14 protein-coding genes are annotated in these 13,530 nt (G+C 44.2%); 4 read left to right on the top strand and 10 right to left on the bottom strand.

Features of this window, described 5'->3' with window-relative positions; all coding sequences use genetic code 11:
* Nucleotides 1-290: 290 nt before the first annotated feature.
* The 6 genes from GL182_RS24185 to GL182_RS22180 all read right to left on the bottom strand — a co-directional run bounded on the left by GL182_RS24185 (nucleotide 291) and on the right by GL182_RS22180 (nucleotide 3,378).
* Nucleotides 291-530 carry an AAA family ATPase gene (locus tag GL182_RS24185; protein WP_073095581.1) on the bottom strand — a complete coding sequence of 80 codons (240 nt, stop codon included), beginning with the start codon at nucleotides 528-530 and terminating at the stop codon, nucleotides 291-293.
* 68 nt (nucleotides 531-598) lie between these two features.
* Nucleotides 599-814, bottom strand: coding sequence for a hypothetical protein (locus GL182_RS24180; protein WP_205603711.1), 216 nt, complete (start codon nucleotides 812-814; stop codon nucleotides 599-601).
* A 550-nt stretch (nucleotides 815-1,364) separates the two neighbouring features.
* A complete protein-coding gene (locus tag GL182_RS22195; protein ID WP_240469930.1) occupies nucleotides 1,365-2,168 on the bottom strand; it encodes a 6-bladed beta-propeller in 804 nt (267 codons plus the stop codon).
* The gene (locus tag GL182_RS22190; RefSeq protein ID WP_163381989.1) at nucleotides 2,132-2,479 is read right to left on the bottom strand and encodes a hypothetical protein; all 348 of its coding nucleotides are present in this window, start codon (nucleotides 2,477-2,479) and stop codon (nucleotides 2,132-2,134) included. Before GL182_RS22190 ends, GL182_RS22195 begins: the two co-directional genes overlap by 37 nt.
* Nucleotides 2,480-2,540: 61 nt before the next feature.
* Nucleotides 2,541-2,699 carry a hypothetical protein gene (locus GL182_RS22185; protein ID WP_163381906.1) on the bottom strand — a complete coding sequence of 53 codons (159 nt, stop codon included), beginning with the start codon at nucleotides 2,697-2,699 and terminating at the stop codon, nucleotides 2,541-2,543.
* A gap of 139 nt (nucleotides 2,700-2,838) precedes the next feature.
* Nucleotides 2,839-3,378, bottom strand: coding sequence for a CAP domain-containing protein (locus GL182_RS22180; RefSeq protein WP_163381988.1), 540 nt, complete (start codon nucleotides 3,376-3,378; stop codon nucleotides 2,839-2,841).
* Between the two features lie 171 nt (nucleotides 3,379-3,549).
* Between GL182_RS22180 and GL182_RS22175 the strand changes: the two genes are divergently transcribed.
* Both GL182_RS22175 and GL182_RS22170 read left to right on the top strand, forming a co-directional pair.
* A complete protein-coding gene (locus GL182_RS22175; protein WP_163381987.1) occupies nucleotides 3,550-5,784 on the top strand; it encodes an NADP-dependent isocitrate dehydrogenase in 2,235 nt (744 codons plus the stop codon).
* Between the two features lie 301 nt (nucleotides 5,785-6,085).
* Nucleotides 6,086-6,481, top strand: coding sequence for an endonuclease domain-containing protein (locus GL182_RS22170; RefSeq protein WP_163381986.1), 396 nt, complete (start codon nucleotides 6,086-6,088; stop codon nucleotides 6,479-6,481).
* A gap of 280 nt (nucleotides 6,482-6,761) precedes the next feature.
* Here GL182_RS22170 and GL182_RS22165 read toward each other — a convergent pair whose 3' ends face one another.
* The 4 genes from GL182_RS22165 to GL182_RS22150 are packed head-to-tail and all read right to left on the bottom strand — an operon-like array spanning nucleotide 6,762 to nucleotide 10,192.
* A complete protein-coding gene (locus GL182_RS22165; RefSeq protein WP_163381985.1) occupies nucleotides 6,762-7,499 on the bottom strand; it encodes a DUF1080 domain-containing protein in 738 nt (245 codons plus the stop codon).
* A 3-nt stretch (nucleotides 7,500-7,502) separates the two neighbouring features.
* Nucleotides 7,503-7,937: a c-type cytochrome gene (locus tag GL182_RS22160; protein WP_163381984.1), complete on the bottom strand. Its 435-nt coding sequence runs from the start codon at nucleotides 7,935-7,937 to the stop codon at nucleotides 7,503-7,505.
* Nucleotides 7,938-7,954: 17 nt separating this feature from the next.
* Nucleotides 7,955-9,010, bottom strand: coding sequence for a sugar phosphate isomerase/epimerase family protein (locus GL182_RS22155; protein ID WP_163381983.1), 1,056 nt, complete (start codon nucleotides 9,008-9,010; stop codon nucleotides 7,955-7,957).
* A 15-nt stretch (nucleotides 9,011-9,025) separates the two neighbouring features.
* Nucleotides 9,026-10,192, bottom strand: a complete 1,167-nt coding sequence (locus GL182_RS22150) for a Gfo/Idh/MocA family protein (RefSeq protein WP_205603710.1) — start codon at nucleotides 10,190-10,192, stop codon at nucleotides 9,026-9,028.
* 237 nt (nucleotides 10,193-10,429) lie between these two features.
* Here GL182_RS22150 and GL182_RS22145 point away from each other — a divergent pair, with 237 nt between their 5' ends.
* Together GL182_RS22145 and GL182_RS22140 are read left to right on the top strand one after the other, a co-directional pair.
* The gene (locus GL182_RS22145; RefSeq protein ID WP_163381982.1) at nucleotides 10,430-11,710 is read left to right on the top strand and encodes an MFS transporter; all 1,281 of its coding nucleotides are present in this window, start codon (nucleotides 10,430-10,432) and stop codon (nucleotides 11,708-11,710) included.
* A 127-nt stretch (nucleotides 11,711-11,837) separates the two neighbouring features.
* Nucleotides 11,838-13,517, top strand: a complete 1,680-nt coding sequence (locus tag GL182_RS22140; protein ID WP_163381981.1) for a GMC oxidoreductase — start codon at nucleotides 11,838-11,840, stop codon at nucleotides 13,515-13,517.
* Nucleotides 13,518-13,530: the final 13 nt, after the last annotated feature.

Here is a 13,530-nt window from a genome sequence, read left to right as displayed (position 1 = left end):
AGCGAGGCATTTGCAATGCCGGGTCCCTTGGACAGGGCGTTTAGAAAATCATTCCTGGAAACGTGTGTGTTTAGCCATTGCAAATGGCTTTTAGACGGTTTCTATCTGTTTATGACTCCAAAGATAGTACCGCCACCCCTGTTTTAATCTGTGTTAATCTGAGTAATCTGTGGTGCATCCTTTTTTTTCACCACGGATTCACACCGATTTTCACAATTTTTTAGCTTCCAAAATTGACCTTTCCTCTATGCGAATCTGTGCTGCGACCCTATTTGCAGGCAGGGATTCTCCTAGTACAACATACCAAATAACCAAAGGGGGATTCTCCGATTACTCCCCCCGGCTATATCTAGTGCCAGGTAAGACTGGGGGACTCCCTGAAGCTGTTCGCTGGTTTTGGAAGCTCCGCCCACCTCAAATACATAGGTATCATCGACCATAAAGTCGCCATACCTGGGAGCCGTCACCGAATGAACTGCTGTTAGTTGATTGAGGAAAAATGTTTCACGTACGTTACCTATATTGGCCATTGTAGGAGAAAAGAGGTAAATAAAGTTGGGGTTTTGCAAATAGATCTTTTCCGGCTTCTGAAGGTAGCTTACCCCTTTGGTAAAAAATCATCGAGACTTAAATAAATACCTTTCCCTTGGATAGCAGAAAGGTATTGCAAAAGAAGGGTTGTTTTGCCAGAACCCCTGTAGCCAAGAACAATGATCAGTTTTTGCTCCCAATCAATTTGTCCATAGAGGTATCTTCTTTTTTTCCCTTTGACGAAACTGGCTTTACGCTCAGATTTTCGAATCAGACTTTCCATAGATTGATTTTTACAAAAAGTAAAATTACAAAATAGTTTTTATAAAAAGCAATATTGATTAATGCTATCTGAAAAAAGTATTTTGGGAAGTCTTTGGATAAGCTCTTGACTTTTTCTACCTCGTTTGTCCTATTCAGATCGTGAAAAGCTTCCTCGGGCGGGGTTTTTCTATTGCAGCGAATCTGTGGTATCGATAGCGCGCTTTTCTACCACGGATTCTCACAGATTCTCACAGATTTTTTCTGGTGTTTCTTAGCTTCTGAGTGGGTGATTGCATCTACATCCCTTGTAGTATTTAGTTTACGCCGGTGAGGCATTTGTAATGCCGGGTCCTATGGACAGACCGTCTAAAAAATCATTCCTGGAAGCGGGCAAGTTTAGCCATTGCAAATGGCTTTTTGGCGGGTCTAAATTGTTTGTAATCCCGACGATATCAGGGTGAAGTGGCATACTTCACCCAGTGGCGTTTTTTTCTGTGGTAATCTGAGTAATCTGTGGCACACTTTTTCACCGAAACTGGGGAAATGTGCCATCCTGGATTCAGTGCCCGCTAAAATTTAACAAGACGGATGACAAACTCGTCTCCCTTCAGGTGGTCTTTTACCCATTCGGGTAAATACTTCATCGTCTCTTCGCCAATGTATTCCGGATCAAGATAGGACAAGGCATAGCCATCATCAAAGCCCACAAATTGACCCAAAAACCCATAGTAATCGGTTTTGGCTCCTAAGTAAAGCTCGTTTTCAAGTGTATCCGTCAAAAAAATCCGATAGCCTCCCTGATCATATAGGCTTCCCAGATACCCCTTGTCAAAACCAACCAGGAAATTTCGCATGTATCTAAAGTTCTTGATTTCCTCGAAATTTTCTTCGAGGTTTTGCTTGAGTTGATCCGGAACATTCAGCAAGCCAAAGTCGAATTTTAACACCTGATTTAAATCTCCTTTCTGATCAAAAACATGGACTCGATTATCTATGGGCTTGTTGTAGTAGATCTCAGACCCATTGCTTCCAAATTGATAATCCATCCAAATAGATTCATTTAAGCCTTCATCAAAGTCAAGCATTGCGAATTTGTCTGTCAGTTGGTTATCCGTCCTGAGAATTTTCTTGCCTTTAAAATCGCCAAAATTCCAGGAGGAAAGGCCAAATACAAGTGATCCATCCTCAGAAACTTTAACCACATCCGCTTCAAAGGACAACTCTTTCGATCCCTCAAGATCATGATCGGCATCATAAATAAACAGGCGGTCTTTGTCCCTGAACCCATCCAGCAGGTATACCTGACCATTATTCGTCAGATCAAAATCCGAAAGATTCATAAATTCCCCGGGACCTGTTCCCTGCCTTCCGATATTTTGTAAGAATTGGCCGCTTTCATCAAATATACTAAGGATTTTTTTGATTTATCCAGGATATAAACCTTACCGTTGTTGTATTTTATCTTGTCTATAAATGTAAAATAATCCTTATCGAAATCCCGCTTGATGGGAATGTATCTCAGTTCCCGGATAAATTCTTCTGGGAAATAATCCGTTTGCTTGATATCGAACGAGGAAAAAGAAATGATTCTTTCATTTGCCCCAAATACATCCTCTTTTTTATCAGAACAAGCTGATAAAAAAACACATAGGCTACATAAAAACAAGAGATTCCTGATTTCCATTGTATTTGACTGATAAATTTGGAGAAATCTAAATCATTTATCCAAAGGTTATTTTCAAATATTATTTTGTTAAGACTTTCTTCTTCCTTATTGCGGATTTGTTTTGGTTTCTCAGCCTTTGAACCTGAAGACGGGCCTGTTCCAAGGTGACTGGTGATTGCTTGGATAGTTCCTCCAAACCTAACCTGGCACTTTCCTGAAATGACTTGTCGTAGTTCATGCTTTATCTTATTTTACACCTCTTTAAATATAAAAAAAATACCTTTAGGAAAAACTTTCGAAGAACTACCTTTTCAATGTGAAGATATGAGAATACTATATTAATCTGAGCTATCTGTGGTGCAACTTTTTATAAGGCTTTATGGAATATCCTCCATCTCCCCAAACCAGACCACCGCATATTCTTTATATATTCCCACCCCCATGGCTTTCCAGTTGGCAGCGTTAAAAGGTGGCAGATTGGCCAGGACAGCATGGTGACCCGGACTTTTTTTCCATACTTCCAGGGCATCTTCCGGCAGGGCGGCGGCAGAGTGCCAGTAGGCAATTTCGTATCCGGGGCTGTCGTATCCGGCGATTTCCTTTGGCTTTTCCCACATGCAGTTGGGGTCCTTGTGATTGTCCTTGTAGCAGCAGTCCGTCCAGGCTCCTTCCTTTGACCAGGAATGCATGTTGCAGCGCTTGCTTTGCTGGTAATTGTCCATCAGGTCTTTGGCATGCACCTGAGCGACCCGGGTCAGGGCAGGTGACAGGGGAACCGCCTCCAGCCCCCGGCTTATCCGATAGGTGTTGATCAGCTCAAACAGTTGTTTTTCATTCGGGGAAACAGTAAGATCTTCAGATGATTTGCTTTCTCCCCCTGTCAATAAAAGCCAAAATAAAATCAGATAAATTGCCATAGGAATAAGTGATTGTCGCTATTCTAAACGTGATGGTTTCAAATTTGTTGGACCTGTATGAATTTGGTTTATTATATTATCCTGGCCTTTCAATACATTTTTTTTCGTATTTTAGCCATTGATTGTAAATCAACATTCATTTTTAATGAAAATCAGAAAACAGATAAACATATGAGTGACAAAACCCCAAAAATTCTTTATACCCTTACAGATGAGGCGCCGGCTCTGGCCACCTATTCTTTATTGCCCATCATCAAAGCTTTTACCGATTCGGCCGGGGTAGTGGTAGAAACCAGAGACATCTCCCTTTCCGGTAGGATCATTGCTACTTTTCCGGAATTTTTAAAAGCAGATCAAAGGATCCAGGATGCCCTGGCGGAATTGGGGGATATTGCCAAAACCCCTGAAGCCAACATTGTCAAATTGCCCAATATCAGCGCTTCCCTGCCACAATTGAAGGCAGCGATCAGGGAATTGCAATCCCAGGGGTATCCCCTTCCGGACTATCCCGATGATCCACAAAATGAACAAGAGAAAAACATTCAGGCTAAATACGACAAGGTCAAAGGATCTGCTGTGAATCCGGTTTTGCGGGAAGGTAATTCAGATCGCAGGGCCCCGCAGGCTGTCAAGCAGTTTGCCAGAAATAATCCCCATAGCATGGGCAAATGGGACTCCGGTTCCAAAACCCATGTGGCCAGTATGACGGAGGGTGATTTTTACGGTAGCGAAAAATCTGTTACCATCCCTGAAGCCACATCGGTTAAAATAGAATTGACCAGCAAAGATGGCAAGAAGCAGGTACTGAAGGAGAAGCTGGAGCTTCAGGCCGGAGAAATCGTGGATGCGGCTGTTTTGAGCAGCTGGGCCCTGAGGAAATTTTTGCAGGAACAAAAAGAAGAGGCCAAAATGCAAGGCGTACTGTTTTCCCTGCACATGAAGGCCACCATGATGAAGGTGTCCGATCCCATCATTTTCGGTCATGCGGTGACCGTCTTTTTTGCCCCTGTTTTTGAAAAGCATGCGGCCACTTTAAAGAATCTTGGCGTAGATCCCAATAATGGGTTTGCAGCGGTGGTAACCGCCCTGGACGAGTTGCCGGCTGATAAGAAGAAAGCCATTGAAGCCGATATTGAGGCTTGCTATGCAGACAGTCCGGACCTGGCCATGGTCAATTCTGACAAAGGCATTACCAATCTCCATGTGCCCAGCGACGTGATCATCGATGCTTCCATGCCGGCAATGATTCGTTCCAGCGGTCAGATGTGGAATAAAAACAATCAATTGCAGGATGCCAAAGCCATCATCCCGGACCGTTCTTATGCAGGCGTATACCAGGAAACCATAGATTTCTGCAAGAAGCATGGTGCTTTTGACCCTACCACCATGGGTTCTGTACCCAATGTAGGTCTCATGGCACAAAAGGCTGAGGAATACGGTTCTCATGACAAAACCTTTGAAATCCCTTCAGATGGAACGGTCAAAGTAACGGATGCATCCGGAAAAGTGATTCTGGAGCATGAAGTTCAAAAAAATGATATCTGGAGGATGTGTCAGGTCAAGGATGCGCCGGTTCAGGACTGGGTAAAACTGGCCGTTAACAGGGCCAGAGCTACCGGTTCCCCTGCCGTATTCTGGTTGGATAGAAACAGGGCACATGATGCTGAATTGATCCAAAAGGTTGAAAAATACCTGAAAGACCATGATACCAGTGGACTGGATATCCGGATCATGTCTCCGGTGGAAGCAACCAGATTCTCTCTGGAAAGGATCAAAGCTGGAAAAGACACCATTTCGGTTACTGGCAATGTGCTTCGGGATTACCTTACCGATTTGTTCCCTATCCTGGAGCTGGGCACCAGTGCCAAGATGCTTTCCATCGTTCCTTTGATGAATGGCGGAGGATTGTTTGAAACAGGTGCGGGTGGATCTGCGCCCAAGCATGTGCAGCAATTTGTAGAAGAAGGCCATCTCAGGTGGGATTCTCTGGGAGAGTTTCTGGCATTGGCAGTTTCTCTGGACCACCTGGGGGATACATTTGATAACAAGCGGGCAAAGGTCCTTGGCAAAACCCTGGATCAGGCTACGGCCAAATTCCTGGAAAAAGGAAAATCCCCATCCCGAAAAGTAAATGAGATAGACAACAGGGGCAGTCATTTTTACCTGGCCATGTACTGGGCAGAGGCCCTGGCCAATCAGGATGATGACGAGGCATTGAAAAAAATATTTGCACCGGTAGCCAAAGAGATGGTAGAGAAAGAAAAAGCCATCAATGAGGAGTTGATTGCAGCTCAGGGAAAACCCATGGATATTGGAGGTTATTACCGGCCGGATGGAGAAAAGACCTCCAAATTGATGCGACCCAGTGCTACGTTAAATAAAATTTTGGAGGCCATTGTAGCTTAAATTTATAAAGTTCTTTTAATTGTTTACGCACCAAAAGCCGCTGATTTCAGCGGCTTTTGGTGTTTATATAGAAAATCCAGGAGTAGTGGTGCTGAATGGGTGCCATTTCAACGGGCTGAGCAAATCCTGCGGAATTTCCGTGCTTATAAATCCTTACGTATCAAAATCCCCCTTACCAAGGGGGAAAAAGGGGGATTTTTTACCAAAATGGAAAAACGATCGCCAAATATTATTTTAACCTTTATCCCAATTTTAAAGAAAAAAACCCTGGAATTTTAAGCGATAATTTTTAAATTATTTCATGCGATTTGTCCCTTACAACAAGAATTTGAAAGAATTCTCAAGAGAATTGAGATCTCATGCTACCCTTTCCGAAGTTTTACTTTGGCAAAAGTTAAGGGCAAGTCAATTTCGAGGGCATGCATTCAACAGGCAAAGACCGCTGGGAAATTATATTGTAGACTTCTACTGCAGGAAATTGCAATTGGTAATTGAGATTGATGGGGGTAGCCACTTTTATGCTGAATCTGTCGTAGAGGATCAAAACAGGCAATTGATTTTGGAAAACATGGGTTTACGTTTTCTCAGGTTTCTAGATACCGAAGTTAAGAAATCCATGCCTTTTGTTCTTCAGGAAATTGGGGCATTTATGGATGATTGGGAAGATAAAAATGGAGTTCCTCATACAGGTTTTTGAGCTAAACATTTAGAAATGCTCGTAAAAATCCCCCTTGCCCCCTTAAAAAGGGGGAATAGCTGAAGTGCTGATTTAATACTGAATTGGAGCCACTGAAAAGTGCTGATTAAATCCAGCGGTAATACCGTGACCTTTAGGTCCTACGTATCTAACTCCCCCTTACTAAGGGGGTAGGGGGATTTTTTACCAAAATTGAAAATGGATGGCGAAATATTATTTTCATTCCATAAAAAAAGCCGCTGGTTTCAGCGGCTTTTCTATTCTTAATAAAAAACTAATACTACAATCTTTTGATCCGGATATTTCTGAACCAGACATCGTCATTGTGGTCCTGCAAGGCGATTTTACCCTCCTTGAAGGTAGCAAAATCTTCCCATTGGGCGAACTTGCTATCTGCCACCATGGCTTTCCATTGATCATCCCAAAGTGTGGTTTCTACTGTTTTTACCCCATTCAGGAAAAACTGCAGTTGACCGTCTTCTACTTTGATTTCTGATTTATTCCATTCCCCTACAGGTTTGGAAGCTTCCTCTGTGGATTCGATCAGGTCATACAGATCTCCGGTACGGTGCGTGACGATCTTTCCATCAGGGTGGCCATCGTTGTCCAGCAATTGGTATTCGGGTCCGGTGAAATAGGGAGCCCCGTATTCACCATTGTCCTGTACATGAAACATGATACCGCTATTGCCGTTTTCAGAGATTTTCCATTCTACCTCCAGGTGAAAATCCCCAAAATCTTCTTTGGTAACCAAATCACCTCCAGTAGCGCCATCTTCCTTCTTCTGGGCATTAAAGTAAAGCACACCATCCGCTGCTTCCCAGGCTTCCCCGGGTTGGTCTTTGCCAAATCCGGTCCAGCCGGTAAGGCTGTTGCCATCGAAAAGGCTGATCCATTCTTCTTCCGTCACAATAATTTCCTCGATATTTTCCTCATTCGCGGTATTCTCCTGGTTAGCAGGGCCACAGCTCCATACGGCCAAAAGTAATACCGCCAATGATAGGTTTCTTTTTCGCATTATTTATTTTTTTAGCAAGAGTACATACCTTACCATGTCTTTGGCATCCTCTTCAGACAAAGCCGGATGGGCAGGCATAGGAATTTCTCCCCAAACACCCACATTACCTGCAATGACCCTGCCGGCAAGCAATTCTACATTTTCTTCGGTACTCTCATATTTTGCGGCTACATCGGCATAAGATGGACCCACTATTTTTCTTTCAATCATGTGGCAACTGGGACAGTCATTTTGCTGCATCAGTTCCACCCCTTTGATAAATATGGGATCGTCTTTGTACTTTTCTTCCAGATTGACCTCTTTTGGAGGTTCGGGAGTAGGCGTAGGTGTGCTGCTTGTTGATTCAGATTCCGAATTTCCGCCACCGGAACCCCCGCAGGATACTGCCATCATTGCACTTGCAAGGATAGCCAGGCTTAGCTTGATATTTAACTTCATTGTTTGTTATAAATAGATTAATTGATTCCTAATATTTTTTTGTTCAATCCTTCATCCGCTCCCGTAGAAGCAAAATCGTCAAATGTTTTCTCCGTCACCCGGATGATTTTTTCACTGATAAATTTGGCACCTTCGATGGCACCGTTTTCAGGGTGTTTCAGCGCACATTCCCATTCTAATACTGCCCAACCGTCAAAACCATACTGAGACAGTTTGCTGAAAATGGCATTGAAATCTACCTGTCCATCTCCCAGGGAACGGAACCTGCCGGCTCTTTCCACCCAACTGGAATAGCCGCCGTAGACGCCTTGCCTGCCGGTTGGGTTGAATTCGGCATCCTTGACATGAAACATTTTGATTCTGTCTTTGTAAATATCGATAAACTCCACGTAATCCAGGCATTGTAACACAAAGTGACTGGGATCATACAGGATATTGGCCCTTTTGTGGTGGTTTACCTTTTCTAAGAACAGTTCAAAAGTGACTCCATCGTGCAGGTCCTCTCCCGGATGCAATTCATAACAGACGTCTACGCCATATTTATCAAATTCATCCAGGATGGGAAGCCACCTTTTGGCCAATTCTTCAAATCCGGTGTCCACCAGGCCTGCAGGACGCTGTGGCCATGGATAAACGGTATGCCACATCAGTGCGCCACTAAAGGTAGCATGGGTATTCATACCAAAATTTTTGGAGGCTTTGGCTGCCCACATCAATTGCTGTACGGCCCATTCCTGCTTTCCTTTGAGATTTCCGGCCAGTTCTGCCGGGGCAAAAGCATCAAATAATTCATTATAGGCTGGATGTACGGCCACCAGCTGTCCCTGGAGGTGGGTAGAAAAATCGGATATTTCCACTCCCGCAGCTTTGACGGTAGCCTGAATTTCCTTGACATAATTCATGTCTTCAGCTGCCTTCTGCAGGTCAATGAGGCGGGCATCCCAGGTAGGGATTTGTACCGCTTTGTACCCAATACTTGCTGCCCAGGTACAAATGTCCTTCAGGTTATTAAAAGGTGCTACATCATCTGCAAACTGCGCCAAAAATAAGGCTGGTCCTTTAATGGTTTTCATAAGGGTCTTTGTTTTTTAAAGTTCAAATTTAGTCCATTTTTCGTTAGATTTCCCACTCTTCACCACATGTTCTACAAAAGCCATGCCTCGGAGTCCATCTTCGGCTCCCGGAAAGTCTTCCCATTCCTTTAAGGGCTGCTCTCCATTCTTTCTGGCATACAAGGTTCTGGCAAAATTGCGGTACAGGTTGGCAAAAGCTTCCAGGTAGCCTTCCGGATGCCCACCCGGGGTACGGATATTCTCCATGGCCCAGGAAGAAAGGTAGGGGATATTCCCGCCGGTACGGTAAATCTGATCCGGGGCTTCCGGATGCCTAACGATCAGGGAATTGGCATTGTCCTGCTCCCATTCCAACCCGGCCTTATCACCAAACACCCTGATCTTAATATTGTTTTCTGCACCGGAGGCAATTTGGGTGGCCATCAATACCCCTGAGGCACCATTATCAAATTTCAACAATACGGCACCATCATCGTCCAGGGTCCTGCCTTCCACCACTATGTTTAAATCTGCACAAAGCTTTGTCAGCTTTAGTCCACTTACATATTCTGCCAGATTAAAGGCGTGTGTGCCAATATCGCCCATGCAGTTGGCGATGCCGCTTTTATTGGGATCAGTTCGCCAGATGGCCTGTTTGTAATCCGTTTTCTCCAGAGAGGTCCAGAGCCAGCCTTGTGGATATTCTACATAAACTTTTCTGATCTTACCCAATACCCCGGTAGCTATTAGGTGCCTTGCTTCTTTGACCATGGGATATCCGGTGTAAGTATGGGTCAGACAAAATAGAAGACCGGTCTCTTCAATAATTTTATTGAGTGTTTTGGCTTCCTCGTAATTAAAAGTCATGGGCTTATCCAATACCACATGGAAGCCATTTTCCAAAGCTTTTTTGGTAGGATCAAAATGCACATGATTGGGGGTAACGATGGCGACAAAATCTATTCTTTCCTCCTCGGGTAATTGCTTTTCTTTGGCAAACATTTCATCGTAGGATCCATATACCCTTTCGGCAGGCAAAAATAGTTCTTTGCCTGTTTCAGCAGACTTTTCGGGATTGCTGCTAAAAGCTCCTGCAGCCAGTTCAATGATTCCGTCCATGGCAGCTGATATCCTGTGTACGGCTCCTATAAAAGAGCCCGGACCACCACCTATCATCCCCATTTTAAGTTTTCTGTTGCTCATTATTCTGATCTTTGGTTTACTGGTTTTTTTAGTTCGATTTAAACTTCTATATTTATTTTCAGGTGTAAGAAATGCAATGCATGTCTGCTTGAATTAAAATACCCAAATGCCAGACTGAGATTAGCTCTCTCACTTTCTGAAATGATAAATTTACATTAAATTGGCTTAAATTTAAATAAATCCCACAATAGTTTGAAGGCTGATTACCCCCGACAGAAACTATAATCCTGTATAAACATGACGACCAATAACCGATTTAAGCTTTCCCTGATGATGTTTCTGGAGTTTTTTGTCTGGGGCTCCTGGTATGTTACTTTGGGTACTTTTTTGGGTAATAATCTGGAGGCAAATGGGGCCCAACTGGCGGCCGCCTTTTCTACCCAGTCATTTGGGGCCATCATTGCACCTTTTGTGATAGGTTTGATAGCTGACAGGTATTTCAATGCGGAAAAGATTCTGGGTATTTTGCATTTACTGGGGGCAGTGCTGATGTACCTGATGTTTATTTCAGACAGTTTTGCTGCCTTCTATCCCTATGTATTCCTTTACATGCTGATTTACATGCCTACCCTGGCCCTGGTCAATTCCGTCTCTTTCAGCCAAATGAAGGATCCTTCCAAAGAGTTTAGCAGCATCAGGGTTTGGGGTACCATTGGTTGGATAGCTTCCGGTCTGATGATCAGTTTTTTCTTTGTCTGGGACAGCTCAGCTGCGATTGGAGAGGGTATGCTGCGCAATACTTTTCTGATGTCTTCTGTTTCTTCGCTGGTTCTGGGGCTTTTTGCTTTTTCCTTACCCGCCACTCCTCCGGCCGCAAGAAGTAATGAAAAGCAATCCATTTCCGAATTGCTGGGTTTGGATGCCCTGAAGTTACTAAAAGACAAAGATTTTGCCATCTTCTTTATTTCCTCAGTTTTGATCTGTATTCCGCTGGCCTTTTATTACCAGAATGCCAATCCTTTCCTTTCTGAGGTGGGGCTTTCTAATCCTACTGGCAAAATGACCATCGGGCAAGTATCAGAAGTATTGTTTCTTTTGCTGATGCCTTTCTTTTTCAGGAAATTTGGCTTAAAAGTCACCCTTGTGGTAGGCATGCTGGCCTGGGTGGTGCGCTATGTCTTTTTTGCTTTTGGGGATGCCGGAGAGGGGACTTACCTGCTGATTATCGGTATTGCCCTGCATGGGATCTGTTATGATTTCTTCTTTGTATCAGGTCAGATTTATACGGACTCCAAAGCAGGTCCTAAATACAAAAGTGCGGCTCAGGGCCTGATCACCCTGGCCACTTATGGCGTAGGGATGTTGATTGGTTTTTGGATTGCGGGCTTTGTTTCTGATTTGTATTTTGCCGACGGTGTACACGATTGGAAAAAAATCTGGCTGATACCCTCAGGAATTGCGTTCATTGTCACCATATTGTTTGTGATTTTTTTCAAAGACAATGACTTCAGGAAGGCCAATGCCCTTCGCCGGGACAGGAAAAACATTCAGCAATCCAGGGAGTTATCTACGGAGTAAATCATGGATAAAATAATTTAGAGTATTTATAAATAGCGTGGAATAAAAAGAGTAAAAGGATAAAATCATACGAATTCTTTAAAAATATCAATAGTATTGCAACACCTAAAATAAACAATTTATATATATGGCTAATCAAAGTTATGACGCTATTGTCGTTGGTTCCGGAATCAGCGGCGGATGGGCAGCAAAAGAACTGACTGAGAAGGGTTTGAAAGTCCTTCTTTTGGAGAGGGGACCTGATGTCAAACATGTACAGGACTATAAAAATGCAACCAAAGCACCCTGGGAAATTCCACACAGGGGTAGGAGAACCATTGAAATGTTGGAGAACCATCCTAACCTGCGGAGGGATTATGTGCTGAACGAACTCAATCTGGACTGGTGGGCACATGAAGATGACTCTCCATATATAGAGAAGAAACCATTTACCTGGTTTAGGGGCTATCAGGTAGGGGGTCGTTCCCTGCTCTGGGGACGGCAAAGTTACCGTTGGGCAGACATAGATTTTGAGGCCAATGCCAAACAAGGCATCGCCGTGGATTGGCCCATACGCTACAAAGACCTGGCGCCCTGGTACAGTTATGTAGAGAAATTTGCCGGTATCTCCGGTAACAAGGATGGTTTGGATATCTTACCTGACGGAGAATTTATGCCGGCTATTCCTTTAAACTGCGTAGAAAAGGATGTAGCAGAGCGGCTGAAAAATCACTTTGATGGATCCAGGGTAATGACCAATGCCCGGGTGGCCAATATTACACAGCCCCTTCCGGGCAGACCGGGTTGTCAGTACCGAAACAAATGCTCTTTGGGATGTCCTTTTGGGGGCTACTTCAGTACACAGTCTTCTACACTTCCTGCGGCTGAAGCCACAGGAAACCTGACACTTCGGCCATGGTCGATTGTTACCAGGGTCCTGTATGACAAGGACAGCAAAAAGGCTACCGGAGTGGAGATCATTGACGGAGAAACCAACGAGACTTATGAATTCGATGCCAAAATAGTTTTTCTTTGTGCGTCAGCCTTCAATTCCACGGCAGTATTGATGCGATCTGCTACCGATATCTGGCCGGAAGGTCTTGGCAGCAGTTCCGGTGAGTTGGGCCACAATGTAATGGACCACCACTTCCGTCTGGGAGCCAATGGCACCGTAGAAGGCTATGAGGATAAGTATTACTTTGGCAGAAGGCCGGGTGGCTTCTATGTACCCCGGTACAGGAATGTGGGTAATGAAAGCAGGGATTATGTCCGGGGATTTGGTTATCAGGGAGGAGCCAGCAGACAGGGATGGAGCAGAACCGTCGCTGAGCTGGATTTTGGAGCTCCTTTAAAGGCAGAGCTTACCGAACCAGGAGCCTGGACCTTGGGCATGACTGCCTTTGGAGAAATCCTTCCTTACCACGACAATACCATCAAGCTCAGTAAAACTGAGAAGGATAAATGGGGGATGTATGTTTTGGAAATGGATGCAGCCATCCGGGATAATGAAGAGAAAATGCGGGTGGACATGATGAACGATGCTGCAGAAATGTTGGAAGCTGCCGGAGTTAAAAATGTAAGCACGTATGACAATGGATATACCTTCGGACAAGGAATCCATGAAATGGGTACAGCAAGGATGGGGAGAGATCCCAAGTCTTCTGTTTTGAATGGCAACAATCAGGTATGGGACGCCAAAAATGTCTTTGTGACAGACGGTGCAGCCATGGTTTCTGCCGCAGCCCAAAACCCTTCGCTGACTTACATGGCCATGACAGCCAGAGCGGCGAGTTTTGCTGTGGAAGAACTGAAGAAAGGTAATTTGTAAAACCCAAAAAAGA

Source organism: Cyclobacterium sp. SYSU L10401 (assembly GCF_010993705.1).
In the GTDB taxonomy this organism is placed as follows: Bacteria; Bacteroidota; Bacteroidia; order Cytophagales; family Cyclobacteriaceae; genus Cyclobacterium.
Note: the sequence above shows the minus strand (reverse complement) of the source record. Positions and strands in the feature narration are given on the sequence as shown.

Excerpts from the sequence above, each read along its gene's own strand:
- GL182_RS24185 (WP_073095581.1), bottom strand. The coding sequence starts at position 530 with ATGGCCAATATAGGTAACGTACGTGAAACATTTTTCCTCAATCAACTA.
- GL182_RS22185 (WP_163381906.1), bottom strand. The coding sequence starts at position 2,699 with ATGAACTACGACAAGTCATTTCAGGAAAGTGCCAGGTTAGGTTTGGAG.
- GL182_RS22180 (WP_163381988.1), bottom strand. The coding sequence starts at position 3,378 with ATGGCAATTTATCTGATTTTATTTTGGCTTTTATTGACAGGGGGAGAA.
- GL182_RS24180 (WP_205603711.1), bottom strand. The coding sequence starts at position 814 with ATGGAAAGTCTGATTCGAAAATCTGAGCGTAAAGCCAGTTTCGTCAAA.
- GL182_RS22175 (WP_163381987.1), top strand. The coding sequence starts at position 3,550 with ATGAGTGACAAAACCCCAAAAATTCTTTATACCCTTACAGATGAGGCG.
- GL182_RS22145 (WP_163381982.1), top strand. The coding sequence starts at position 10,430 with ATGACGACCAATAACCGATTTAAGCTTTCCCTGATGATGTTTCTGGAG.
- GL182_RS22170 (WP_163381986.1), top strand. The coding sequence starts at position 6,086 with ATGCGATTTGTCCCTTACAACAAGAATTTGAAAGAATTCTCAAGAGAA.
- GL182_RS22190 (WP_163381989.1), bottom strand. The coding sequence starts at position 2,479 with ATGGAAATCAGGAATCTCTTGTTTTTATGTAGCCTATGTGTTTTTTTA.
- GL182_RS22165 (WP_163381985.1), bottom strand. The coding sequence starts at position 7,499 with ATGCGAAAAAGAAACCTATCATTGGCGGTATTACTTTTGGCCGTATGG.
- GL182_RS22140 (WP_163381981.1), top strand. The coding sequence starts at position 11,838 with ATGGCTAATCAAAGTTATGACGCTATTGTCGTTGGTTCCGGAATCAGC.
- GL182_RS22150 (WP_205603710.1), bottom strand. The coding sequence starts at position 10,192 with ATGAGCAACAGAAAACTTAAAATGGGGATGATAGGTGGTGGTCCGGGC.
- GL182_RS22155 (WP_163381983.1), bottom strand. The coding sequence starts at position 9,010 with ATGAAAACCATTAAAGGACCAGCCTTATTTTTGGCGCAGTTTGCAGAT.
- GL182_RS22160 (WP_163381984.1), bottom strand. The coding sequence starts at position 7,937 with ATGAAGTTAAATATCAAGCTAAGCCTGGCTATCCTTGCAAGTGCAATG.